Origin of the sequence: Actinophytocola xinjiangensis, from assembly GCF_001921215.1 — a bacterium.
Lineage (GTDB): Bacteria > Actinomycetota > Actinomycetes > Mycobacteriales > Pseudonocardiaceae > Actinophytocola > Actinophytocola xinjiangensis.
Window position 1 is genome coordinate 15,300 of the sequence record NZ_MSIF01000006.1, and the last position, 23,754, is coordinate 39,053.

The following is a 23,754-nucleotide window of genomic DNA, read 5'->3' on the forward strand; positions in this document are numbered from 1 at the left end:
ACGAATCGGGTCAGTCGGAGTCGGCGAGAACAACCGCGGTCGCTCCCGAGATCTCCACGATGGTGACCGCCGCTCCCGGCGAGATGGCCTTGTCGTCGAACGCGCGCGCGGTCCACACGTCGCCGTCGAGACGGACCTGGCCGCCGGCCTGGTTGACCGTCGACAGCGCGACCGCCTTCTTGCCGATCAGCGCGTCGGCGTTGGTGCGCACCAGTTCGCCGTGCATCCGGCGTTTGAGCCACGGTCTGGCGAAGGTCACCAGGCCGATCGCGACGAGCGCGAACACCGCCGCGGCGACCAGCGAGTTGCCCGACACCCACTCGGTGCCCGCGCCGAACAGCGCGCCGACCCCGATCATCAACAGGAAGAAGTCCCCGGAGAGGACCTCGGCCGAGATCAGCGCGATCCCCCCGAGGAGCCAGAACACTGCGGCCATGGCGCCATGATCTCACCAGGGACCGCGCCTGGTCACTACTCCTCACCAGTGGTGACGAAGTCGATCAGGCGTTCCACCGCGCCGATGAGCGGGGTTTCGAGGTCCTTGTAGTCGCGCACACCGGCCAGGACGCGTCGCCACCCGTCGGCGGGCTCGCCCCAGTTCAGGGCCTGGCAGATGCCGGTCTTCCAGTCCTGGCCGCGCGGGATGTCGGGCCAGGCGCGGATCCCGACCGACGCCGGCCGCACCGCCTGCCACACGTCCACGTACGGGTGACCGGTGACCAACACGTTCGGGTCGCGGAGGGTGGTGACGATCCGGGATTCCTTGCTGCCGGCGACCAGGTGGTCGACCAGCACACCCAGCCGCCGGTGTGGCGCGGTGCCGAACCCGGCGACCAGTCCCGGCAGGTCGTCGATGCCGTGCAGCGGCTCCACCACCACGCCCTCCACGCGCAGGTCGTGGCCCCACACGCGTTCCACGAGCTCGGCGTCGTGGATGCCCTCGACCCACAGCCGGCCGGCGCGCGCGGTCCGCGCGGTGTGTCCCTCGACGCGGACCGACCCGGACGCGGACACGGTCGGTCCGGTGTCCGGTCTGGCGGTGGGCCGCACCAGGGTCACGGGGGCGCCGTCCACGAGGAACCCGGCGGGGGTCAGGGGGAACAGCCGGTGGCGGCCGTGCCGGTCCTCGAGCACGACGTTGCCCTGCTCGAACCGGATCACCGCGCCGCAGAACCCGCTCGCCGGGTCCTCGACCACCAGTCCGCGCTCGGCCACCACCTCGGGCACCGCGCGCCGAGGTTTGCGGGACAGGACATCGCCGCCGTACCGGTCGTCAGCCACGGGCGGGACCCTATCGATCGTCCGGGTGAAAATTCCGGAATCCGCCCGTCGGAGTGTCGCGTCCCGGGACGACCATAGGGACGTGAACGCGCCACGCGCGCGGCCCGACCCGGCGTTGGGGCTGCTGGAGCTCTACGAGGAGGCGTTGCCGCACGTCTACGGCTACCTGCTGGCCCGCTGCCGCGACGCCGCGCTGGCCGAGGACCTCACCGCGGAGACCTTCCTGGCGGCGGTGGCGTCGGTCCGCGCGCCCGACGCGGCGGCATCGGTCACGGCACCGTCGGTGCCGTGGCTGATCGGTGTCGCCCGGCACAAGCTCGCCGACCACTGGCGTCGCGTCGCCCGCGAGGAACGCGGACTGCGGCGCCTGGACGGTGAACCGGAGCCGGTGACCGACCCGTGGGAGACCACGCTGGACGCGATCCGCGCCCGCGCGGTGCTCGACCGGCTCGGCGCCCACCACCGCTCGGCGCTGACCCTGCGTTACCTCGACGGGTTGGCGGTGCCCGAGGTGGCGCGGGTGCTGGGCCGGACCGTGCACGCCACCGAGGCGTTGCTGGTTCGGGCGCGGGCGGCGTTCCGCCGCGAGTACCAGGGAGGTTCGCCGTGACCGACCCGTTCGACTCGCTGCACCTACCCGATTCGCCCGTCGATCCGCCGGGTGCGTTCGCCGACCGGCTGCGCCGCGCGCTGGCCGACGCGATCCTGACAGGAGCACCCATGATCAACGCACCGGCGCTGAGCCCCTACCTCGTCGTGGCCGACGCGCGCTCCGCGCTGGCCTGGTACAGCGAGGTTCTCGGCGCCCGCCCGCGCGGCGAGCGGCACGTCAACGCCGACGGCACCATCGGGCACGCCGAACTGGACTTCGGTGGCGCCGTGCTGATGCTCGCCGAGCCCTCGCCGCTGTACCCGGACGTGCCGGTCGGCCCGCCGACCCCGGGCCCGTTCAGCCACACCCTGCACCTGGAGGTCGCCGACGTGGACGCGACGGTGGCCACGGCCCGCCGCCGGGGCGCCACGGTGGAACGCGCCCCGGCCGACGAGCCCTACGGGCGGGCGGCGGTGATCGTCGACCCGTTCGGGCACCGCTGGATGCTCAACCGCCCACCCGCCTGAGCCACCCGGCTCAGCGTCTCGGCTCAGCCGAACGCGGCGACGAACCGCTCCCGCAGGTCGGCCAACCGCTCGACCGGCTCGTTGGCGTACACCAGCCGCAGGTACCGCTCCCCCGACGGGCCCCAGCCGACCATCGGGGTCGCGGCGACCCTGCCCCGTTCGAACAGCTGGGCGGAGGCCTGGTGCGGGGTCAGGCCCATGGCCTCGGTGTCGACCAGCAGCGACCAGCCGCCGTCGGGCCGCACGCACGGATAGTCGGCCAGCTCGCGGGTGATCAGCTCCGCGCGGGCACGCCAGGTGGCGGTGGCGGCGGCGACCTCGGCGTCGGCGTCGGGGGCGGTGAGCGCGTCGGCGACCGCCTGCTGGGCGAGGCCGACCTGGCAGACGACGTTGCTCAGCCCGACCAGGTGCACGTCGGCCATGATCGGCGCCGGGCCGACGACCCAGCCGACCCGCCAGCCGATCATGCGCAGTTCCTTGGAGGCCGAGCCGACGGTGATCGTGCGTTCGGTCAGGCCGGGGTGGCGGGCGGGGTGGTGCGGCCCGCCGGTGAACCGGATCCGTTCCATCGCCGCGTCGTGGATGACCCAGCAGTCGTGTTCGGCGACGGCCGGGGCGAGCGCGGCCCAGTGCTCGGCGCCCAGCAGCGCGCCGGTGGGCATGGCCGGCGACATGACCAGCACGGCGGCGGTGCGGGGGCCGACGGCGGCGGCCAGCTCGTCCGGGTCGGTGCGCCAGCCCTGCTCGGTGGGGTGGCTGCGGACGTGGCGGGGCACGCCGCCGGCCAGCCGGACCCGGTTGACCAGCCCGGCGTAGACCGGGTCGCCCAGGACGACCTCCTGGCCGGGTTCGACGGTCGCCAGCAGCACGTTGAGCACGCCGTTGAGGCCGCCGGCGACGCTGACGCATTCGCGTGCCGGGTCGTAGTGGCGGCCGGCCAGGCGCGACACGTGCGCGGCGGCGGCCGTGCGCAGACTCGTCCTGCCCTGGAAGGGCAGGTAGCTGTTGGCGGTGTCGTCGTCGATCGCCGCGCGGGTGGCGTCCAGGGCGACGCGGGGCGGGCGCAGGTCGGTGTCGAGGTTCTCCAGGCGCAGCAGGCCGGGGTCGTCGGCGGCGTCGGCGGCGTCACCCAGGACGTCGACGCCGATGCCGGGGATGTGGGCGAGACGGGACACGCTCAACGCGGCTCTCCAGGTTCGGGGGTCGCGGCGGCGACCCGGTCGGCGAGGCGGCGGGTCTGGTCCACCACTTCGGGGCGGGCGCGGGACCCGGTCCGGCACGCCCAGTGTGCCCGGCCAGCCATCGCCACTGGTCAGGCCCGGTGGTGCCCGGGCAGGACCGGGCGGGACGGTTCGACGCGGCGCGCCGGCGCGGTCGCGGTGGGTGAAGGCAGACGCTGATGCGCGCGGGCGACCGTGGCGACCACCGCCGGGGTCAGGCCCTGGCCGGCACGTGCGCGCCCTGATCTGGGTCGGTGCGGTGTGCGACAGTGCCCGCACCACCTCTGACAAGGACTTTCCGTGACCACCACCGTTCTGAGTACTCGCGCGCTCAACCGCGCCACGCTGGCCCGCCAGCTGCTGGTCGAGCGCGCCGGTCTGACCGCGCTCGACGCCGTGCACCACCTGGCCGGTTTGCAGGCCCAGGCCCCGTTCCCGCCCTACTACGCGCTGTGGTCCCGGCTGGTGGACTTCGATCCCGCCGAGCTCGCCGGGGCGCTGCTGGAGCGGCGGGTGGTGCGCCTGGCGTTGATGCGGGACACCGTGCACCTGGTCACCGCCGCCGACGCGGGCTACCTGCGGCCCCTGCTCCAGCCGTTGATGGACCGTGGGCTGCGTGCCGCCGACCTGACCGGCCTGGACCTGCCCGCGGTCGCCGCGACCGCCCGGGAGCTGCTCGCCGCGCGCCCGCACAGCGCCAAGGAACTCGGGGCCGCGCTCGCCGCCCGCTGGCCAGAGCACGCCCCCGCCGCGCTGGTGCGAGCGGCCCGGGGCGTCCTGCCGCTGGTGCAGCTGCCGCCACGCGCGGTGTGGGGCCGCAGCGGCCAGACCGTGTACCAGACCGCGCGGGACTGGCTCGGCCAGGACGACCATCCCGCGCCCGACCTCGCCGAGCTGGTCCGCCGCTATCTCGCCGCGTACGGGCCGGCGACGGTCGCCGACCTGCGGACCTGGTGCGGGCTCACCCGCCTCGGGCAGGTCGCCGACGGCATGGAGCTGCTGGAGCTCACCGACGAGCAGGGCCGGCGGCTCCTCGACCTGCCCGAGGCGCCCCGCCCCGAGCCCGACCTGCCGGTGCCGGTGCGGTTCCTGCCCGAGTTCGACAACGTGCTGCTCTCCTACGCCGACCGCACCCGGATCATGTCCGACCCGATGCGCGCCCGATTCGCCGCCGTGCCCAACGGCGTGTTCCCGGCGACGTTCCTGGTGGACGGGTTCCTGCGTGGCGCGTGGCGGATCACCAGGCAGGGCAAGGCCGCGGCGCCGGCGGCCACGCTGACGATCACCCCGTGGGCCTCGGTGTCCACGAAGGACTCGCGGGCGCTGGTCGCCGAGGGCGAACGGCTGCTGGAGTTCGCGGCTCCGCAGGCCACGACCCGTCGGGTGGTGATGGCCGAGACCGGCTAGAACGCGCCGGTCAGAACGCTGGCCACGGGATGGCGCGGTGGTCCTGGCCGGGGGTGGGGAACACGGCGGTGCGCCGCAGTGCCTCCAGCCGGTGGCCGAACGCGCGGACCTCCGCGCGGGTCAGGTGCTCGGCGAGCCGTTCGGCCAGGCCGGTGTCGACCGCGTCGGCCAGGGTCGCGAGCATCGCCTCGGCCTCCTCCCCCAGCGGCTCCCCCAGCCACCCCCACAGCACGGTCCGCAGCTTGTTCTCGGTGTGCAGGCAGATGCCGTGGTCCACGCCGTAGACGTTGCCGTCGGTGCCGTGCAGCACGTGCCCGCCCTTGCGGTCAGCGTTGTTGATCACCACGTCGAGGGCTGCCATGAGCCGCACGCTCGGGTGGTCGGCGTGTACCAGCACCGCCGGGTCACCGTGGCGGTCGTGGGCGCGCAGCACCGCCCGCCAGCCCTTCGGCACGTCCTGGGGCGCGAGCACGTCGACCAGGTCGTCGCCTTCCTTGGTGTCCACCCACAGCTGCACCATGCCCGGCCCGAACGGGCCCTGGCGCAGCACCGTCGGCGGGATCAACGGCACGCCGGCCGCCTGGGACACCAGGTAGGCGGCGACTTCCCGGCCGGCGAGCGTGCCGTCCGGGAAGTCCCATAACGCGCGTTCGCCGCTGACCGGTTTGTACACGCACTGCGCGGCGGCATCACCGCCGCTGATCGCACAGAACAGGGTGGCGTTGGACGCGTCGACCAGCCTGCCCTCGACCTCGATGCGGCCGCGGGTGAGCAGTTCGGCAACGGCCGGATCGGACGGCAGCAAGGGTCAGTCCGTCTCCTCCTCGGTGCGCCGGTAGCCGTTCTGCCGGGGGCACACGTGCCCGGCCGGGTCGAGCGGCTCGCCGCACAGCGGACAGGGTTTGCGGCCGGCGTTGATCACCCGGTCGGCGCGTTCGGCGAAGGCCCGCGCCTCGGCGGGGGTGAGGAACACCCGCACCGCGTCCGGGCCTTCCTCGGTGTCGTCCAGCACGATCGACTCGTCGACCTCGGCCTCGGTGATCGCCAACAGTTCGATCACGACCGCGCGGGTTTCGGAGTCCCAGCCCAGGCCCATCGTGCCGACCCGGAACTCCTCCTCCACCGGCACCCGCAGCGGGTCGGCGTCGACCTGGTCGCCGGGGGTTTCGTCGGGCAGGTCGGCGCCGAAGCGGCGGTGGACCTCCTCCAGCAGTGATCCGATGCGTTCGGCGAGCACCGCCATCTGCTGCTTCTCGAGCGTGACGCTGATCGTCCGTGCGCTCTCCGATGCCTGCAGGTAGAAGATGCGGTCGCCGGGTTGGCCAACCGTGCCGGCGACGAACCGATCAGGTTGGCGGAAGACATGAATGACACGAGCCATGGCACCTCCGACCCTACGGCAAACGACGCGGACGAGCAGGCCTGTTCCCGACCCGACGTTGGTTGCGTCGAACGTTATCGAAGCCACCGGCCGCACCCGAACCGGTTAGGGTTTCGCCCGTGGTGAAGATCGCACACTTCGGAAGCTGGGAGTCACCGCTGAGCGCCGAGGCGGTGGCCGCCGCGGGCGGCGAACCCCGGTGGATCGGCGCACATCGGGGAAGGGTGTGGTGGGCGGAGAGCCGACCGGGCGAAGGGGGCCGGCTGGCCCTGGTGCGCGAGGGCCCCGACGGACCGGTCGAGGTCCTCGCGGCCCCGTGGAACGTCCGTAACCGGGTCCACGAGTACGGCGGGCGGCCATGGGTCGTGATCGACACCCCGGGCGGCACCCCGGGCGGTGAGGTTCTGGTGTTCACCCACTGGGCCGACCAGCGCCTCTACCGCCTGGCGGTCGACGGGCCGGACGGGCCGGGCGAGCCGACCCCGCTCACCGCCGAACCGGACCGGGAGCACGGGTGGCGTTACGCCGACCTGGCGCCAGGGCCGGAGGGCACGGTGCTGTGCGTGCGGGAGACCGTCACCGGTGACGGGCCGACTGACATCAGCCGTGACCTGGTGACCGTCGACGTCACCTCCGGTGCGGTGACGGTGCTGGGCGGCGGCGGGCACCACTTCCTGGCGTGCCCGAGGCTGTCGCCCGACGGCGCCCGGCTGGCGTGGATCGGCTGGGACCACCCGGCGATGCCGTGGGACGGCACCGAGCTGTGTGTCGCGCCACTGACCGACCTGGACTCCTACGCGGTGTTGGCGGGCGGTGAGCGGCAGAGCGTGTGCCAGGTGAGCTGGGAGTCCCCGGAGTCGCTGCTGGCACTCAACGACCCCGACGGCTGGTGGAACCTGTTCCGGATCGGGCTCGACGGGACGGCCACGAACCTCGCGCCGTGCGCGCAGGAGCTCGGTGGGCCGCTGTGGACGTTGGGTCAGCGCTGGTTCACGCCGTTGGGCGGCGGGCGGCACGCGATCCTGCGTTCCGGTCGGCTCGCGGTCCTCGACGAGCACACCGCGACGGTGACCGACGTGGACACCGACCTGTCGTGGTGGTCGGCCGACCTGGTCGTGGTCGACCCGGACGGGCCTGTGCTGGCCGCCGGGGCCGCCACGCCGACCCGGGACGTGACGGTGAACCGCGTCGACCTGGCCACCGGGGCGACGACCCGGGTCAGTGCGGAGCCGGTCGCCCCGGCGGACCCGGCGTATCTGCCGGAGCCGACGTTGCGGCGCTTCGCCGGTCAGGACGGGCGCAGTGTGCCCGCGTGGGTGTATCCGCCGCGCAACCCCGACTACGCGGCGCCGGAGGGCACCGCCCCGCCCTACCTGGTGTATGTCCACGGCGGCCCGACCGGGCAGGTGCGGCCGACGTTGAACCTGGACACCGCGTTCTTCACCAGCCGGGGCTTCGGGGTGGTGGCGGTGGACTACGGCGGTTCGGCGGGCTACGGGCGGGCGTTCCGCGAGTCGCTCAACGAGCGGTGGGGGGTGGTGGACGTGCAGGACTGCGCGTCGGTCGCCACCGCTCTGGCGCGGGAGGGCAGCGCTGAGGGCACCCGCCTGGCGATCCGGGGTGGTTCGGCCGGCGGCTGGACCTCGGCGGCGTCGATGACGATGGTCGACACCTACCGGTGCGGCACGATCATGTATCCGATCCTGGACATGCTGGCGTTCGTCGGCGAGACCCACGACTTCGAGTCCCGCTACCTCGACTCGCTGGTCGGCACGCTCCCCGAGCACGAGGCCCGCTACGTCGAGCGGTCACCGATCAACCGGATCGACCAGCTCGCCGGGCCGGTGCTGCTGCTGCAGGGCCTGGAGGACCAGGTGTGCACGCCGGCGCAGGCCAACCGGTTCGTCGCCTCGCTGGACGGGTCGGGCGTCCCGCACGCCTACCTGACCTTCGCCGGTGAGCAGCACGGGTTCCGCAAGGCGGAGACGGTCCGTGCGGCGTTGGAGGCCGAACTGTCCTTCTACGGGCAGGTGTTCGGTTTCGCCCCGCCCGGGGTGCCGGTTCTGGACCTGCGCTCGTGACCAGGGCGCGTCCGGCGCGGCTGGCGCCGGGCAGCCGGGTGGCGGTGGTGGCGCCGTCGGGTCCGGTGCGGCCCGAGCTGCTGGACCGGGGTGTGGCGGTGCTGCGGGAGTGGGGCCTGGAGGTGGTGCTCGGCGACCACGTCCTGGACCGCCACCCGGATCTGCCCTATCTGGCCGGGTCGGACTCGGCGCGCGCCGAGGACCTGCGGCGGGCGTGGTGTGATCCGGCGGTCGACGCGGTGATCTGCGCGCGCGGCGGCTACGGCACGATGCGCATGGTCGACCTGCTGGACTGGCCGGCGATGGCCGAGGCGGGACCGAAGGTGTTCGCCGGGTCCAGCGACATCACCGCCCTGCACGGCGCGATCGGCGCCCAGCTGGGGGTGGTGACCCTGTTCTCGCCGATGTTGGCCTCCGACCATTTCGACGCGACCGCGCAGAAGCATCTGTGGGCGACGTTGTTCGAGCCGGAGACGATGGTGTCGATCACCGGGCCGACGGTGGCGACGATGGGTCATGGCAGCGCGTCGGGGATGCTCACCGGCGGGAACCTGAGCCTGCTGGCGTCCGGGTTGGGCGCTGGTGACCCGCCGCCGGAGGACGTGATCCTGCTGTTGGAGGACGTCAACGAGGAGCCGTACCAGGTGGACCGGATGGTCACCCAGCTGCTGCGGGCGGGGTGGTTCACCGGGGTCAACGGCATCGCGCTTGGCTCGTGGACGGGCTGTGGCGAGCCGGCCGAGGTGTACGCGGTGCTGATGGACCTGTTGGGAGGGTTGGGGATGCCGATGGTGTGGGAGCTGGGGTTCGGGCATCTGCCGGGGCAGGTGACGGTGCCGTTGGGGGTCCGGGCCACTCTGGACGCCGACGCCGGGGTGCTCACCCTGACCCAACCGGCCCTCACCTAGACCCACACCGGTCCTGTGAGGACGGTCAGTCGAGGACGGTCAGTCGAGGACGGTCAGTCGAGGGCGTCGACCAGGACGTTGTCGATCGACCACAGGCGGGAGCGGTCGCCGCCCAGGGCGGTGAGCATGCGGGTGGCGTGGTCGTGCAGGGCGGTGTCGAAGTCCCAGCGGCGGCCGACCAGCCGGTCGGCGCCCTCGACGATCCGGCCCAGGTCGGCCTCGATCCGGGTGCGGCTCATGCTCGGTGACCGCTCGCCGTCGTCGGTGATCATCGGCGGGTCGCCGGCCATCAGGTTGTAGCAGGGGAAGCGGTCCACGTCGGGGATGACGGTGTAGAAGGGGACGCCGTTGAAGAAGTACTCCGGCCAGCGGTTGCCGCCGATGGTCAGCCACGGGGTGCCCACGGCCAGGGCCACCATGCCGAACCCGGTGTGCGGGGACACCAGCATGTCGCAGGCGGCGACCGCGCCGAGCTGTTTGACCAGCGGTTCGTCGACGACGTCGACCGAGCGGGGCATCGCCGCGCGCAGCCGGTCCAGTTCCTCGCGGGTGAAGGTGGTGGACGTGCGTTCGTCGGGGCGCAGTTTGCCGACCAGACAGAACGTGGCCGTCGGGAACTGTTCGGCGAGCGCGGTGACGATCAGCTCCCACGAGCGCAGCGACGGGTAGTAGGCGCGCGGTGAGCTTCCCCCGGGCAGGATCGCGATCCGCGGGCCGTCGGCCGGGAACCGGGCGGTGTCGGCCGGCAGGGCCAGCCGCAGGTGCTCGCCGGGCGAGTACGGCACCGGTTTGGGGAAGCCGGCGAAACCCTGCTGGCCGCCCAGCCACGCGGTGCTCGCGTCGAACCAGGACGCCAGGCCGGGGAACAGGGAGCGCTGCGCCGGGTCGTAGCCACGGAAGTCCGACACCACGACGTCCCAAGTGGACGGAAGGGTGGCCAGGGCGGCGGAGTGGTCGGCGGCGCCGTCGAACACGTCGACCGGGATCGGGTAGGTCTGCTCGACGAACTCGGCGTAGCCGGCCAGTTCGTGCGCGGTGGCCCGGTTGAGCGCCACGCTGATCCGGCGGTCGGGGTCGGCACGGTGGTAGCCGTGCGCGTAGTGCAGCGCCTCGACGGCGTGCCCGATCGGTTGGCAGTACACGAAGTTCACCAGCAGTGTGGAGCTCACTTGCGCAGACTCCCCCACGACGCGCGCTCCGGCAACTCGTTATCCCGATCCGTTGTCCGACAGCCGCAGCGGGTCCGGGCGCACCAGGGACACGGCGGCCAGGGCCGAGAGCAGGATCGCCGGCGCCATCAGCAGCCACACGTCGGTCAGCTGCTCCCCTTCCGGCGAGTACGGCGCGACCATGAACACGCTGACCCCGACCGCGACCGCGAGCTGGCGGGGCTTCCACGCCACCGCCGCCGCCAGACACAGCCCCCACGTCAGGTACCAGGGCAGCATCGTGGGTGAGAGCAACGCCACCGCGAACAGGGCGATCGCCGCGCGCCGCACCGCGTCCGGGCCGCCGCCGCGCGCCAGCCACCACTGGCGCACCAGCACGTAGACCAGCAGCGCGGTGCCCAACGCGCGGGTGATGGTCACGAACAGGTCGCGGGACACGCCGAACGGGGCGCCGGCGACCAGGTGCACCAGCTGACCGGCGGCCGTGGGCAGCGACAGCCAGTTCACCAGCCGCGAGGACGCGTTGACCATCGTCACCCAGCCGAGGTCGACCCCGGCGGCGACCGTCACCGCGGCGAACACGGCGGCGAACACGGCGACCGCGCCGGCACACGCCCGGGCGAAGTTGCGCCACAGCGTCGAACTCAGGTGCCCGGCCCACACCCACACCAGGAACGGCAGCGCGACCGCAGCGCTGGCCTTGACCGCCACTCCGAGGGTGACCAGCGCGATGCCCGTGGCGTGCCGGCGGTCGAGCACCAGGGCGGTGCCGGCGGCGAGGAACCCGATCATCAGCAGGTCGTTGTGCGGGCCGCCGACCAGGTGCACGACGGTCAGGGGGCCGGCGACCGCGAGCCACACCGCGACCGGCAGGGAGCCGCCGAGGTGGCGCACCAGGCGGGGCAGCGCCCACAGCAGCAGCGCGAGCCCCACCAGGTTGACCAGTTTGGTGACCAGCAGCCCGGCGGTGATGCTGGTGCCGGTGACCGCGACGGTTCCCTTGGCCAGCAGGATGAACAGCGGCCCGTAGGGGGCGGGCGTGTTGTGCCAGAACGGGTGCACGTTCTCGATGAACTCGGGGTCGGCCAGCACCGTTGGCCCCACCGTGAACGGGTCGTGGCCGGCGAGCGCGATCGCGCCCTGGGCGAGGTAGGAGAACACGTCGCGGGTGAACAGCGCGGGCGCGGCGAGCAGCGGCACGGTCCAGCACGCCGAGGCCAGCAGCACCGGGCGGGTGCCGACCTGGCCGGCGATGACCTGGCGGCCCAGCCGGATCCAGCCGAACACCAGCAGCGCGTAGCCGAGGTAGACGGCCAGGGAGGCGAGCAGTTTGCCGTGGCCGTAGCGCAGCCACGAGAGGGGGCCCTCGGCGGTCAGCGGGTCGCCCACGGCCATCGCGCCGGCGCCGAACGCGCCGGCGAGCATCAGCACGGAGCCGACCGTGCCGACGACCAGCGGACCTCGCCAGGTCCTGACCCCGAGCGTCACCGTCGCGTCCTGTGTGGTTGGTTCAGCGGGTCGCACTGGGACCGACCGACACGAGCGGCTCACGGTCGGTGGTGAACAGCTTCAGCGGATCGGTGCGCAGCAACGACACCCCCGCGAGCACCGAAACCCCGGCGGCGCACAGGATGAACATCCAGTCGTAGAGCAGGTCGTCACCGGCCGGTGTGTAGGTCAGCACCAGGAACACCGCCAGGCTGACCTGCACGGCGAGCTGGCGCCGCTTCCACGGCAACGCGGCAGCCAGCATGAAACCCCAGGTCAGATACCAGGGCAGGGTGGCCGGGGAGAGGATCGCGACGACCAGCAGGGCGATCGCGGCGCGTTTGACCGCGTCCGGGCCGCCGTCGCGGGCACGCCACCACTGCTTGAACAGGATGATCACCATCAGCAGCCCGCCGAGGACCCGCATGGTGTTGACGAAGTACACCTTGGGCAGGTCGATCACCAGGCCGACGAACGAGTGGATGATCTCCCCCGCCCCGGTCGGCAGCGACAGCCAGTTCACGATGGCGGTGGGCGCGTCGAGCGCGGCGATCCACCCCAGGTTCACCCCGGAGGCGACCGTGGCGGCGGCGAAGGTCGCCACGAAGATCCCGACCGAACAGGCACAGGCGCGGGCGAAGTTGCGCCAGCGGGTGGAGTCCAGGTGCCCGGCCCACACCCACACCAGGAACGGCAGCGCGACCGCGCCGGTGGCCTTGACCGCCACCCCGACGGTGACCAGCACGATGCCCAGGACGTGTTTGCGGTCCAGCACCAGCGCGGTGCCGGCGGCCAGGAACCCGACCATCAGCACGTCGTTGTGCGGGCCGCCGACCAGGTGCACCACGGTCATCGGGCCGGCGATCGCCAGCCACATCGCCACCGGCAGCGACCCGCCGAGGTGGCGCACCAGGCGGGGCAGCGCCCAGATCACCAGCAGCACACCGATCAGCAGACCCAGGCGCATCAACAGCACACCGGTGATCATGTTCGTTCCGGTGACCGAGATGACCGTCTTGGCCAGCAGGATGAACAGCGGCCCGTAGGGCGCGGGGGTGCTCTGCCAGAACGAGTCGACGTTGTCGACCACCGGGTCGACGTCGAGGTTGCCGGGGCCGACGGTGAACGGGTCGTAGCCGTGCAGCGGCAACGTTCCGTAGGCGATGTAGAGGTAGGCGTCGCGGCTGAACACCGGCGGGGAGGCCAGCATCGGCAGGATCCAGCAGGCGGCGGCCAGCAGCACCGGGCGGGTGCCCACCCGCCCGGCGAGCACGTGACGGCCCAGCCGCACCCACGCCCACACGACGAGCAGGAATCCGATGTAGAGGATGGCGGTGGCCAACATCCGCCCGTGCCCGTACCGGATCCAGGACAGGGCGCCACGCCCGAGGATCGGGTCCTGGGCGAGGATGGCGCCGGCACCCAGCGCGCTGATCAGGATCAGCACACTGCCGACGGTGCCGAGCGCGATCGTGCGGGTGGGAAGCGGATGTGCGCGCCGCATCCCGGAATCCGCTGTGGTCGCGTCGTCGGCGGAGGTCACTGGTGGCGCCCCGGTGGTGGTAGACATGGCGGCTTGAGATTACACAGGGGCGTTGGTCTGTTTGTCGCAGTGGCCGGTTTTCGCTCCTGGCGGGTTACCGTGTGGCCGTGCGATCAGCTCGGGCGGCGCGTGCCGGGACCGCCACCGGGTTGTCCCGGCGGCTGATCACACCGATGGTCCTGGGTGTCGTGCTCAACCCGATCAACTCCTCGATCATCGCGGTGGCGCTGGTGCCGATCGGGGTGGCGTTCGGCGCGCCGGCCTCGCAGACCGCCTGGCTGGTGTCCGCGCTGTACCTGGCCACCGCCGTCGGCCAACCGGTCGCCGGGCGGCTGGTGGACGTGGTGGGCCCCAAACCGCTGTACCTGACCGGCGCGGTGATGGTGGGCGTCGCGGGGGTGGTCGGGGCGACGGCCTCCACGTTGGGGGTGCTGGTCGCGGCCAGGGTGCTGCTGGGCCTGGGCACCTGCGCCGGCTACCCGGCGGCCATGTACCTGATCCGGCACGACTCCGGAGACACCACCCCCTCGGGGCCGCTGACGGTGCTGGCGGTGTCCGGGCAGGTGGTCGCCGCGGTCGGGCCCACGCTGGGCGGGGTGCTGATCGACACCGGCGGCTGGCAGGCCACGTTCCTGGTCAACGTGCCGCTGGCGCTGGCGTGCCTGGTGGTCGGCACCCGGCTGCCGGGCGGGGCCCGGCGCAGGCGGGTGCGGCTCGACACCCCGGGGATGGCGCTGTTCGCGGTGGCGCTCACGGCGCTGCTGCTGTTCATGATGAGCCCCGGGCGCTGGTACCTGGCGCTGGTGGCGGCGCTGGTCGGGGCCGGCTTCGCCGTGCGGGAACTGCGGGTGAGCGACCCGTTCGTCGACCTGCGGGTCCTCGGCGGGAACTGGCCGCTGCTGGCGACGTTCTGGCGCACGCTGCTGACCTTCACCGTGTCCTACTCGTTCCTGTTCGGCTACACCCAGTGGCTCGAACACGGCCGGGGACTGGCGCCGACGGTCGCCGGGCTGGTGCTGCTGCCGATGTTCCTGGTGGCGATCGTGGTGTCGGCCATCACCGGCCGCCACCCGACCGTGCGGGGCAAGCTGGTCGTGGGCGGCGCGACCCTGGTCGCCGGGTGCGCGTCGCTGCTGGTGGTGCACGCCGGGACCCCGGTGGCGGCGCTGGCCGTCATCTCGGCGGTGGTCGGCGTCCCGCAGGGCCTCAACAGCCTGGGCAACCAGAACGCCCTCTACCACCAGGCGCAGCCCGCGCGGGTGGCCGCCTCGGCGGGGCTGCTGCGCACGTTCTCCTACCTCGGCGCGATGCTGGCCGCGGCGGCCGGCGGGGCGGCGTTCGGACACGGCGCCGACACCGACGGCCTGCACGAGCTGGCGTGGCTGATGCTGGGCTGCGCGGTGCTGCTGCTGGTCGCGAGCGTCACCGACCGGTCGCTGCGCCGAGTCGGCACCCAGTCGGCACCGGGTGACCGGTCACCCGGTGGTGGGCAGCGCCGCGAGCAGTGACTTGGTGTAGTCGTGGTGGGGGTGGGCCAGCACCTCGTCCACCGAGCCGACCTCGACCAGCTCACCCTGGTACATGACCGCGACCCGGTCGGCGATGTTCCACGCCAACCCCAGGTCGTGGGTGATGACCAGCGCGGCCAGCCCCAGCCGGGCCCGCAGCCGCAGCAGCAACGCCAGGATCTCCCCGCGCACCGACGCGTCCAGCGACGCCACCGGCTCGTCGGCCACCAGCAGCTGGGGTCGCAGCGCGAGCGCCCCGGCGATCACCACCCGCTGACGCTGGCCACCGGAGAGCTGGTGGGGCAGCAACGGCATGAACTCCTCGGGTGGGCGCAGCTCAGCGGCCTCCAACGCCGCCGCCACATGCTCACGCTCGTCACCGGCGACCCGGTGGATCCGCAGCCCCTCGGCGACCGACTCGTACACGCTGTGGCGCGGGTTGAGGGCGCTGGTGGGGTCCTGGAGCACCAGCTGCACCCGCCGCCGGTAGGCACGCAGACCCTTCGCGGAGGTGGGCAGCTCGGCGCCGTCGAAACTGATCCGCCCCCCGGTCAGGTGCTGCAAACCCAGGATGGTGCGGGCCAGGGTCGTCTTGCCGGACCCGGACTGGCCCACCAGCGCGACGATCTCCCCCGCCCGCACGTCCAGGTCCACCCCGGCCACGGCGTGGGTGAGCGCCCGGCCACGACCGGTGAACGTGACCCGCACGTCCCGCGCCGCCAACAGCGGCTCACCCGGCGACTCGGTAGCGGGCGGCGGGTCCGGCAGACCCAGCTCGTTGCTGGTCGCCGGCGCATAGCGGTACACCGGATCACCGACGGTCGGGAACGCGGCCGCCAACGCCCGGGTGTGCTCGTGCCGGGGGTCGGCGATCACCGCCCGCGACTCGCCCTGCTCGACGATCTCCCCCTCGTACATGACAGCCAGACGCTGGCAGGTGGACGCCAACACCGCCAGGTCGTGGCTGATCATCACCAGGCCGATGTCCTGCTCGGCGACCAGCCGGGTCATCAGCTCCAGCACCTGGGCCTGGACGATCACGTCCAACGCGGTCGTCGGCTCGTCGGCGATCACCAGCCGCGGGTCACACGCCAACGCCATGGCGATCATGACCCGCTGCTTCTGCCCACCGGACAGCTCGTGCGGGAACGCGTCACCCTTGACCGCCGGCAGCTCCACCTGGGCGAGCAGCGCGTCGACCCGCTTGCGCAGCGCCGCGGCCGCCGGCGGGGACGGCGCGTGCAACACGATCGGCTCGGCGATCTGGTCACGGACCCGGCGAACCGGGTTCAACGCGTGCATCGCGCCCTGGAACACCACCGACGCGGTGGTCCAGCGCACGGCCCGCAACCGCCCCCACTTCATCGTGGAGACGTCCTCCCCGTCGAGCAGGATCTGCCCGCCGATCGACGCCGACGCCGGCAACAGCCGCAGCACCGACATCGCCAACGTCGACTTGCCGCACCCGGACTCCCCCGCCAGACCGAGGGTCTCCCCCGCCTGCAAGGTCAGGTCGACACCGCGCACGGCCGCCACCTCACGGGTGCGACCCGTGTAACGCACGGTCAGGTCCCGCAACGCGAGCAATGGGTGGTTCACGGACCTCAGCCCTCCCGCAGCCGTGGGTTCAGGACGGCTTCCAACGCCCGCCCACACATGGTGAACGCCAGCACGACGATCGCGATCGCGATCCCCGGCGGCAACAGGTACCACCAGGCGCCGGCCAGCACCGCGCTGTCCAGCCACGCCGAACGCAGCATCGTGCCCCACGAGGGCCGCATCGGATCGGGGTCACCCAACCCGAGGAACGACAGGGTCGACTCGGCCACGATCGCCGAACCGACCGCCAACGTGGTGTTCACGAACACCAGCGGCAACACCGCCGGCAACACGTGCTTGGTGATCACGTGCAGATGCCCACCACCCAACGCCTTGGACCGCTCGATGTAGGGCCGGGCCTCGATGGTGAGGGTCTGGGCCCGGACCAGCCGCGCCGCCGACGGCCACGACGTCAGCCCGATCGCCAGGATGATCGTGCCGATCCCGCGTTCCATCACCGTGGACAACGCGATCGCCAGCACCAGCGACGGGATCACCAGGAAGAAGTCCGTGACCCGCATCAGACCGGCCGAGACCCACCGGCCGTAGTGCGCGGCCAGGATCCCGATGACCGTGCCGATCGCGATCGACAGCAACGTGGCCACGAACCCGACCAGCAGCGACACCCGCGAACTCCACAGGGTCAACAGCAGCACCGAACGACCCGACCGGTCGGTGCCCAGCGGATACTCCCCGTCAGGAGGGGCCATCGTCCCGCCGGTCGCCTCGGTGACGTCCAAACCGCCCTGGTCGGTGATGACCGGCGCGAGGATCGCCAGCAACACGATCACCACCAGCAGACCCAGACCGACCAGGCCGCTGCGCTGGCTGGCGAACTGGCGCCACCCCGCGGCGAACGCGGCACCGCGCCGGCGCCACGCCAACGCACGGGGCGAGGGGGCCGTCATGAGGCACGCACCCGGGGGTCCAGGACGCGGTACAGCACGTCCGCCAGCACATTCATGATGATCACCGCGCCGGCCAGCACCACGATCGTGCCCTGCAACAACGGCAGGTCACGCACCCGCAGCGCGTCATAGGTCAACAGACCCAACCCCGGCCACGAGAACACCGTCTCGGTGGTGACCGCACCGGCGATCACCATGCCCAGATGCAGGAACACCAACGTCACCGTCGGCAACAACGCGTTGGGCACCGCGTGCCGACGCCGAACCTGGTCATCACGCAAACCCTTCGCGCGGGCGGTCGTCAGATAGTCGGCGTCCATCTCCTCCAACAACGACGACCGCATCACCAACTGGTACTGGGCGTAGATCACCGCCACCAGCGTCACCGTGGGCAACACCATGTGATGAGCCACGTCCAACGCCTGGGACAGAAAATCCGGTGGCGTGTCCGAATACACCAACCCCGCGGTCGGGAACAGGCCACTGGTCGCGGCGAGCAACAACATCCCCAACCAGAACGTCGGCGTCGACCACAGCGTCAACGCCACACCGGTGGAGATCCGGTCGAACCTGCTCCCCCGCCGCCACGCCGACCGGGTACCGAGCCACAACCCGAGCCCCACCGCGATCAGCGTCGCGACCCCGACCAGCAGCACCGTCGGCCACAGCCGCTCCAGGATCTTGTCGGTGACCGGCACGTTGAACACGTACGACTCACCGAGATCACCGTGCAGCAGCCGCCACAGATAATCGAGGAACTGCTCGTACAGAGGCTTGTTCAACCCGAGTCTCGCCTCGGCCTCGGCCATGAGCTCCGGCGTGGCCGGGCGCCCACGGAACATCGACTGGACGACGTCGCCCGGCAGGACACGGAACAGAAGAAACCCCAGCACGATGACCAACGCCAGGCTGACCAGACCGCCACCGATCTTGGTCAACACATAGCGGAGGGTGCCGCCACCACGAGCGGGCGGCGGCACCTCCACCAGAGCGTCCTCGGTCGGGGTGATGATGTCCGACACGTGAACAGCTACTCGCTTTCCTACTCGCGGTCCTCGGCCGTCTTGCGACGGCCTCTGGCGACGAACAACCCACCGACCAGCAACACGACGATCACACCGCCGACGATCGCCAGGACCAACCCCGTGTTGGAGTCCTCCTCGGCCGCCGCGTCGGAGGTCTGCGCGTCACCACCGTCGGTGATCGTGCCGTCGTCGTTGAACTGCGGCACCGGACCCTCACCAGCGGGAGTGGCGCCGTAGTAGCCCCAGTAACCCTGCTGGTTCATGATCACGCCGTTCTCCCGCGGCTGGAGCGGGAAACCCTCGAAGCTGTCCTTGCGGTAGGCCTCCAGAGCGTTCTCGTAACCCAGAATGACCAGCGTCGCCTTCTCGTTGAGCATCTCCTGCATCTGCTTGACGATCTCGATCCGCTTCGCGCGGTCGAACTCCTGCAGCTGCTGGGTGTAGAGCGCGTCGTACTCCTCGTCACACAGGAACGAGTCCGGCGTACCGCCGGTGCCCTGCGCGTTGGGCCGGTTCGCGCACGTCTGCAACGACAACACGTAGTCCGGATCCGGGTTGGCACTCCAGCCGGAGAACGCCAGATCGAACTCGCCGCGCGTCGTGGCCTCGTTCACCTGGGTGTCCGACACCGGCTGCACCGTCACATTGATGCCGACATCGGCCAACCAACCCTTGATGAACGGCCCGGCCACCTCGTCGATCGTGCGTTCGGCGTGCGCGAGCAGCCGCAGGTTCAACGGCTTGCCCTCCTTGTCCAACCGCACGTTGTCCGGCCCCTTGCGGTACCCGGCCTCGTCGAGCATCGCGTTGGCCTTCTCCAGGCTGAACTCCCGCTTCTGGTCCCCCGACGGGGACCAGGCGAAGTCCTTGAACATCGGCGGGATGTACCCGGCGGCCTCCTCGCCGTACCCGCTCCACACCCGCTCGACCAGCGTCTTCGTGTCGATCGCGGTGGCGATCGCCTCCCGGAGCTTGATGTCCTTGAGCGCCGGGTTGCCGTCACCGATGGGCGTACCGTCGGCCGTCGCCGCCCCCGGGTTGATCAGGATCTCGTCGAAACGCCGGTTCTGCGCCTGGTTGAGCACGATGTTCGGATCGGACTTCAACGAGTCGAACTGCTGCGGGGTCAGCTTGTTGACCAGGTCGATCTCACCGTTCTGCAGCGCGGTCACCGCCGCGTCGGCATTGCGGTAGTAGATGAAGTGCAGCTCATCGACCTTCGGCTTGCCACGCCAGAAGTTGTTGTTGGCCACCATCTTGGTGAACTGCGCTTCTTTGAACTCGGTGATGATGTACGGCCCGGACCCGACCATCGGGTACTCCGGCGCCGCGCTGATGTCCGACATCTTCGACCAGATGTGCTCGGGCACGATCGGGATGTCCAGCGACGTCATCGTCGCCTGCGGCACCTTCGTCTTGACCACCAGCGTGGTCTCGTCCGGCGCGTCCACCGACTCGAACTGCGCCACGTAGGACCCGTTCGCCGTGCGCGCCACCTCGTCGGTGAGCATCTTGTTGAACGTCCACGCCACGTCCTTGGCGGTCAACGGCTCGCCGTCGGACCACCTCAGGTCGGGACGGATCGTGAAGGTCCAGGTCAGCTTGTCCTCGGAGGTCTCCCAGCTCTCCGCGAGACTGCCGATCGGCTTCTGCTCCTCCTGGTTGTACACCGTGAGGAAGTCGAACGCCGTACGCAGGATGTCGGTCCCCGTTCGGGTGATGCTGATGAACGGGTTCAGCGAGTCGACCTCCTGGGTCACCCCGACCTTCAGGATCGTGGGCGCCTGGTTGGCGCGCTCGATCTTCGCGTTCGGTGCCGCCTCCGGTGCCGCCACCGCGCCCGGGGACGCCACCAAGGGGCCAGTGACCAGGGCGGACACCAGCAAGGCGATACCGAGCGCGACTCGCCTCGATCTCACGATGATCACCTCTTCCTGATAGTTGAGAGGAAGTAACCACCTGTCGCCTGAAGAAGTCAATCGGTGTCGGCAACGTGTACCAAGCCGTAACGTGTGACCCGTGCGGATCATGATTTCGGCCGACATGGAAGGCGCCACCGGCGTCACCTGGACGGCGGACGTGGCAATCGGGACACCCGAATGGCAACGGCTCCGGCCGGTGTTCACCGGAGACGTCAACGCCTGCATCACCGGCCTCTACGCCGGCGGCGCCACCTCAGTACTCGTCAACGAAGCCCACTCCACCCAACGCAACATCCTCCTCGAAGACCTCGACCCCCGAGCCGTCATGCTCACCGGCAAACACAAACCACTCTCCATGATGCAAGGCATCGACAGCGGCCTCGACGGCGTCGTCTTCCTCGGCTACCACACCGCCGCCGGCCTCGACGGCGTCCTCTCCCACACCTACCTCCCCAACCAGATCACCGGCGTCTGGCTCGACGGCACCCGCGCCAGCGAAGGCCGACTCAACGCCGCCCTCGCCGCCGAACACGGCGTCCCCGTCCTCCTCGTCACCGGCGACAACCTCACCTGCGACGACGCCAACGACTACGCCCCCCACGCCACCACCGTCGCCGTCAAGGAATGCGTCAGCCGCTACGCCGCCATCTGCAAACCACCCGCCATCACCGCCCAAGAAATCACCACCGCCGCCACCACCGCCATGACCCACGCCGGACGCACCACCGCCACCACCACCCCCCACCGCATCGAAGTCGAGTTCGACGCCTCACACCTCGCCGCCGCGGCCGCCGTCATCCCCACCGTCGACCAGATCGACATCCGCACAGTCGGCTTCAACGCCACCACCATGACCGACGCCATGAAAGCCTTCAAAATCGTCACCGCCATCGCCAGCGGCGCCGTGGAGGGAAGCTATGGGTGAGCCAGCCGTCGAAGACCTCTGCGCCCAACTCATCAGGTTCGACACCACCAACCTCGGCGGCGGCTCCTCCCACGGAGAACGCGAAGCCGCCGAATTCGTCGCCGGACACCTCGACGCCACCGGCCACCAACCCACCCTCCTCGAACGCTCCCCCCGCCGCACCAACGTCCTCACCCGCATCCCCGGCACCGACCCCACCCTGCCCCCACTACTCATCCACGCCCACCTCGACGTCGTCCCCGCCGAACCAGCCGACTGGCAGATCCCCCCGTTCGCCGGCGAAATCCGCGACGGCTACGTCTGGGGCCGAGGCGCCGTCGACATGAAAGACATGTGCGCCACCCTCCTGACCGTCCTGCACCGCTGGAACACCCAAGGCCGACGCCCCCGCCGCGACCTCGTCCTCGCCTTCGTCGCCGACGAGGAGGACAACGGCGACTGGGGCGCCCACTGGCTGGTCAAACAACACCGCCACCTGTTCGACGATGTCGGCGCCGCCATCGGCGAATCCGGCGGCTACACCGTCCACACCACCAACGCCACCGGCCAACCCGTACGCCTCTACCCCGTCGCCACCGCCGAACGCGGCACCTCCCACCTCCTGCTCACCGCCACCGGCCGCGCCGGCCACGGCTCACGCCGCAACGACGACAACGCCGTCGTCACCCTCATCGACGCCATCCACCGCCTCGCCCACCACCGCTGGCCCGTCCACCTCACCCCGACCGTACGGGCGTTCTTCCAACGCGCCGGCCACGCCCTGGGCCTGACCGTCGACCTCACCAGCGACGACGCCGTCGACGCCACCCTGCGCCGCTTCGGCCCCGCCGCCAAGATCGCCGAGAACACCGTCCGCAACAGCACCACCCCCACCGTCCTGACCGCCGGCTACAAGGTCAACGTCATCCCCGGCGTCGCCCAGGCCCGCATCGACACCCGCGTCCTCCCCGGCTCAGAACAGGAACTGCTCGCCGAGATCGACCGACTCCTCGGCCCCGGCGTGACCCGCGAGTTCCTCGCCGACCAACCCCCCGTCCAGGCCACCGTCGACTCCCCCTGGTTCACCGCCATGGCCGACGCACTGGTCGCCGAGGACCCCGACGCGGTCGTCGTCCCGTTCTGCATGGGCGGCGGCACCGACGCGAAGGCCTTCGCCCCCCTGGGCATCGACTGCTACGGCTTCGCGCCACTGTGGCTGCCCGAGGGCTTCGACCACCGCCTGATGGCCCACGGCGTCGACGAACGCGTCCCCGTCGAGGGCCTGCGCTTCGGGGTGAACGTGCTGGACCGCTTCCTGTCCACGGTGTGAACCTCCACCTGAGGGTTCATCTCGACACCGGGTCGAGTGTCCCCGCGGTACTCCATGGAGCGTCGCGCCGCTGACGGTCCGGAGTCGACCCCTCCCGTCCTCTGCCTCTTTTGTGGCGCTGGATCGGGAGGGTCCGCCAACCGGCGGAAATATCGGACATCTATATAGTTGATAGATGATAGTTGAAAAATGGGGGACAGGGCAGCGCGAGAGATAGTTGGCTACTCTCAGTTGTTCCTTGTGCGGTAGTGGTAACTGCCCTGGGTGGTGAACCCCGCCTGGGCATAGAGCGCCCTGGCCGCCGCGTTCGCCGCCACCACCTGCAACCACAGCCGCCCGACGCCCTCGGTGGCCGCGTCGGCCACCACCGCCCGGGTCACCGCGCCCGCCAGACCCTGCCGGCGTGCGTCAGGGTGCACCGCCAGGCAGTACAACCCGCCCCACTCCCCGACCAGCGCCAACCTCGCCACCGCCACCGCGCGCCCGTCCCGGCGGACCGTCGCGTAGCGGGCCGGTCCGCCGGTCAGGATCTTGCGGGCCACCGCCAGCGCCGAGGCGTCACCCCGCCCGTCGACCAGCCACCACAGGTCCAGCCACTCCTCGTCCGGCTCCCCGCTCACCGTCGCCGACACCGGCCGGTCCGGCAACCGCTCCAGCACCGTCGCGGTCTCGGCGACCTGCACCAGCGTCGGCGAACCGTAGGCGTAGCCGCGCGCGGCGAGCCGCTCGTCCAGGTCCGCCGGCCTGGGCGTGGGCCCCACCTGGAACACCGGCGGCAGGCCCTCGGCGGCGTAGCGGCGCTCCACCGATGCCACCGCCCGGTCCACGTCGGCCGGCTCGGCGAGCGCGACCACCGAGTTCGCCCGCTGGGTCACCCCGGCCGACACCCGCACCACCCAGCCGTCGACCGGCTTCTCCACCAGCGCCGGCCAGCCCCGGCGCATCACCTCGTCCAACACCG

21 protein-coding genes are annotated in these 23,754 nt (G+C 71.4%); 8 read left to right on the plus strand and 13 right to left on the minus strand.

Annotated elements, in window-relative coordinates; all coding sequences use genetic code 11:
• Nucleotides 1-10 precede the first annotated feature (10 nt).
• On the minus strand, nucleotides 11-436 hold the full coding sequence (locus BLA60_RS14665) for an NfeD family protein (RefSeq protein WP_075133435.1): 426 nt from the start codon (nucleotides 434-436) through the stop codon (nucleotides 11-13).
• Nucleotides 437-471: 35 nt separating this feature from the next.
• Nucleotides 472-1,281 (minus strand): DUF3097 domain-containing protein, encoded by an 810-nt coding sequence (locus BLA60_RS14670; protein WP_075133436.1) that lies wholly within the window; start codon nucleotides 1,279-1,281, stop codon nucleotides 472-474.
• 82 nt (nucleotides 1,282-1,363) lie between these two features.
• On the opposite strand from BLA60_RS14670, the gene BLA60_RS14675 reads away from it, so the two are divergent.
• Nucleotides 1,364-1,891, plus strand: coding sequence for an RNA polymerase sigma factor (locus BLA60_RS14675; protein ID WP_075133437.1), 528 nt, complete (start codon nucleotides 1,364-1,366; stop codon nucleotides 1,889-1,891).
• On the plus strand, nucleotides 1,888-2,400 hold the full coding sequence (locus tag BLA60_RS14680) for a VOC family protein (protein WP_075133438.1): 513 nt from the start codon (nucleotides 1,888-1,890) through the stop codon (nucleotides 2,398-2,400). The genes BLA60_RS14675 and BLA60_RS14680 overlap by 4 nt, the downstream gene beginning before the upstream one ends.
• A 23-nt stretch (nucleotides 2,401-2,423) precedes the next feature.
• Here the strand turns inward: BLA60_RS14680 and BLA60_RS14685 are convergent, their stop codons facing one another.
• A complete protein-coding gene (locus BLA60_RS14685) occupies nucleotides 2,424-3,575 on the minus strand; it encodes a pyridoxal phosphate-dependent aminotransferase (RefSeq protein WP_245812010.1) in 1,152 nt (383 codons plus the stop codon).
• A gap of 345 nt (nucleotides 3,576-3,920) precedes the next feature.
• Between BLA60_RS14685 and BLA60_RS14690 the strand changes: the two genes are divergently transcribed.
• The gene (locus BLA60_RS14690; RefSeq protein ID WP_075133440.1) at nucleotides 3,921-5,027 is read left to right on the plus strand and encodes a winged helix DNA-binding domain-containing protein; all 1,107 of its coding nucleotides are present in this window, start codon (nucleotides 3,921-3,923) and stop codon (nucleotides 5,025-5,027) included.
• A 10-nt stretch (nucleotides 5,028-5,037) separates the two neighbouring features.
• Here BLA60_RS14690 and BLA60_RS14695 read toward each other — a convergent pair whose 3' ends face one another.
• Nucleotides 5,038-5,832 carry an SCO1664 family protein gene (locus BLA60_RS14695; protein ID WP_075133441.1) on the minus strand — a complete coding sequence of 265 codons (795 nt, stop codon included), beginning with the start codon at nucleotides 5,830-5,832 and terminating at the stop codon, nucleotides 5,038-5,040.
• A gap of 3 nt (nucleotides 5,833-5,835) precedes the next feature.
• A complete protein-coding gene (locus tag BLA60_RS14700; protein WP_075133442.1) occupies nucleotides 5,836-6,408 on the minus strand; it encodes a DUF3090 domain-containing protein in 573 nt (190 codons plus the stop codon).
• A 119-nt stretch (nucleotides 6,409-6,527) separates the two neighbouring features.
• Between BLA60_RS14700 and BLA60_RS14705 the strand changes: the two genes are divergently transcribed.
• The gene (locus BLA60_RS14705; RefSeq protein ID WP_075133443.1) at nucleotides 6,528-8,489 is read left to right on the plus strand and encodes a prolyl oligopeptidase family serine peptidase; all 1,962 of its coding nucleotides are present in this window, start codon (nucleotides 6,528-6,530) and stop codon (nucleotides 8,487-8,489) included.
• On the plus strand, nucleotides 8,486-9,397 hold the full coding sequence (locus tag BLA60_RS14710; protein WP_075133444.1) for a S66 peptidase family protein: 912 nt from the start codon (nucleotides 8,486-8,488) through the stop codon (nucleotides 9,395-9,397). The genes BLA60_RS14705 and BLA60_RS14710 overlap by 4 nt, the downstream gene beginning before the upstream one ends.
• Before the next feature lie 53 nt (nucleotides 9,398-9,450).
• Here BLA60_RS14710 and BLA60_RS14715 read toward each other — a convergent pair whose 3' ends face one another.
• Genes BLA60_RS14715 through mptB (BLA60_RS14725) form a run of 3 tightly spaced genes read right to left on the minus strand, consistent with a single transcriptional unit; the run spans nucleotide 9,451 to nucleotide 13,624 of the window.
• On the minus strand, nucleotides 9,451-10,566 hold the full coding sequence (locus tag BLA60_RS14715; protein ID WP_075133445.1) for a glycosyltransferase family 9 protein: 1,116 nt from the start codon (nucleotides 10,564-10,566) through the stop codon (nucleotides 9,451-9,453).
• Between the two features lie 39 nt (nucleotides 10,567-10,605).
• The gene (mptB, locus tag BLA60_RS14720) at nucleotides 10,606-12,054 is read right to left on the minus strand and encodes a polyprenol phosphomannose-dependent alpha 1,6 mannosyltransferase MptB (protein WP_075133446.1); all 1,449 of its coding nucleotides are present in this window, start codon (nucleotides 12,052-12,054) and stop codon (nucleotides 10,606-10,608) included.
• A gap of 22 nt (nucleotides 12,055-12,076) precedes the next feature.
• Nucleotides 12,077-13,624 (minus strand): polyprenol phosphomannose-dependent alpha 1,6 mannosyltransferase MptB, encoded by a 1,548-nt coding sequence (gene mptB, locus BLA60_RS14725; RefSeq protein WP_075133447.1) that lies wholly within the window; start codon nucleotides 13,622-13,624, stop codon nucleotides 12,077-12,079.
• An 80-nt stretch (nucleotides 13,625-13,704) separates the two neighbouring features.
• On the opposite strand from mptB (BLA60_RS14725), the gene BLA60_RS14730 reads away from it, so the two are divergent.
• Nucleotides 13,705-15,105, plus strand: a complete 1,401-nt coding sequence (locus tag BLA60_RS14730) for an MFS transporter (RefSeq protein ID WP_245811991.1) — start codon at nucleotides 13,705-13,707, stop codon at nucleotides 15,103-15,105.
• Here the strand turns inward: BLA60_RS14730 and BLA60_RS14735 are convergent.
• From BLA60_RS14735 to BLA60_RS14750, 4 genes are read right to left on the minus strand one after another with little or no spacing between them, the layout of a single operon-like run.
• Complete coding sequence (locus BLA60_RS14735) at nucleotides 15,073-16,704, minus strand: dipeptide ABC transporter ATP-binding protein (RefSeq protein WP_075133449.1); 1,632 nt, start codon at nucleotides 16,702-16,704, stop codon at nucleotides 15,073-15,075. The two genes, BLA60_RS14730 and BLA60_RS14735, sit on opposite strands and share 33 nt — an antisense overlap.
• 5 nt (nucleotides 16,705-16,709) lie before the next feature.
• Complete coding sequence (locus BLA60_RS14740) at nucleotides 16,710-17,612, minus strand: ABC transporter permease (RefSeq protein ID WP_075133450.1); 903 nt, start codon at nucleotides 17,610-17,612, stop codon at nucleotides 16,710-16,712.
• Nucleotides 17,609-18,625 carry an ABC transporter permease gene (locus BLA60_RS14745; RefSeq protein ID WP_075133693.1) on the minus strand — a complete coding sequence of 339 codons (1,017 nt, stop codon included), beginning with the start codon at nucleotides 18,623-18,625 and terminating at the stop codon, nucleotides 17,609-17,611. Before BLA60_RS14745 ends, BLA60_RS14740 begins: the two co-directional genes overlap by 4 nt.
• Nucleotides 18,626-18,654: 29 nt before the next feature.
• Nucleotides 18,655-20,556 (minus strand): ABC transporter substrate-binding protein, encoded by a 1,902-nt coding sequence (locus BLA60_RS14750; protein ID WP_245811992.1) that lies wholly within the window; start codon nucleotides 20,554-20,556, stop codon nucleotides 18,655-18,657.
• Between the two features lie 100 nt (nucleotides 20,557-20,656).
• On the opposite strand from BLA60_RS14750, the gene BLA60_RS14755 reads away from it, so the two are divergent.
• Nucleotides 20,657-21,484: a M55 family metallopeptidase gene (locus BLA60_RS14755; protein WP_245811993.1), complete on the plus strand. Its 828-nt coding sequence runs from the start codon at nucleotides 20,657-20,659 to the stop codon at nucleotides 21,482-21,484.
• Nucleotides 21,477-22,793 (plus strand): M20/M25/M40 family metallo-hydrolase, encoded by a 1,317-nt coding sequence (locus tag BLA60_RS14760; protein WP_075133451.1) that lies wholly within the window; start codon nucleotides 21,477-21,479, stop codon nucleotides 22,791-22,793. The genes BLA60_RS14755 and BLA60_RS14760 overlap by 8 nt, the downstream gene beginning before the upstream one ends.
• A gap of 227 nt (nucleotides 22,794-23,020) precedes the next feature.
• On the opposite strand, the gene BLA60_RS14765 is transcribed toward BLA60_RS14760, so the two are convergent.
• The gene (locus tag BLA60_RS14765; RefSeq protein ID WP_211288732.1) at nucleotides 23,021-23,752 is read right to left on the minus strand and encodes a GNAT family N-acetyltransferase; all 732 of its coding nucleotides are present in this window, start codon (nucleotides 23,750-23,752) and stop codon (nucleotides 23,021-23,023) included.
• Nucleotides 23,753-23,754: the final 2 nt, after the last annotated feature.

Coding starts and splice junctions, on each gene's coding strand:
- BLA60_RS14665 (WP_075133435.1), bottom strand. CDS start 436: ATGGCCGCAGTGTTCTGGCTCCTCGGGGGGATCGCGCTGATCTCGGCC.
- BLA60_RS14700 (WP_075133442.1), bottom strand. CDS start 6,408: ATGGCTCGTGTCATTCATGTCTTCCGCCAACCTGATCGGTTCGTCGCC.
- mptB (WP_075133447.1), bottom strand. CDS start 13,624: ATGTCTACCACCACCGGGGCGCCACCAGTGACCTCCGCCGACGACGCG.
- BLA60_RS14740 (WP_075133450.1), bottom strand. CDS start 17,612: ATGACGGCCCCCTCGCCCCGTGCGTTGGCGTGGCGCCGGCGCGGTGCC.
- BLA60_RS14760 (WP_075133451.1), top strand. CDS start 21,477: ATGGGTGAGCCAGCCGTCGAAGACCTCTGCGCCCAACTCATCAGGTTC.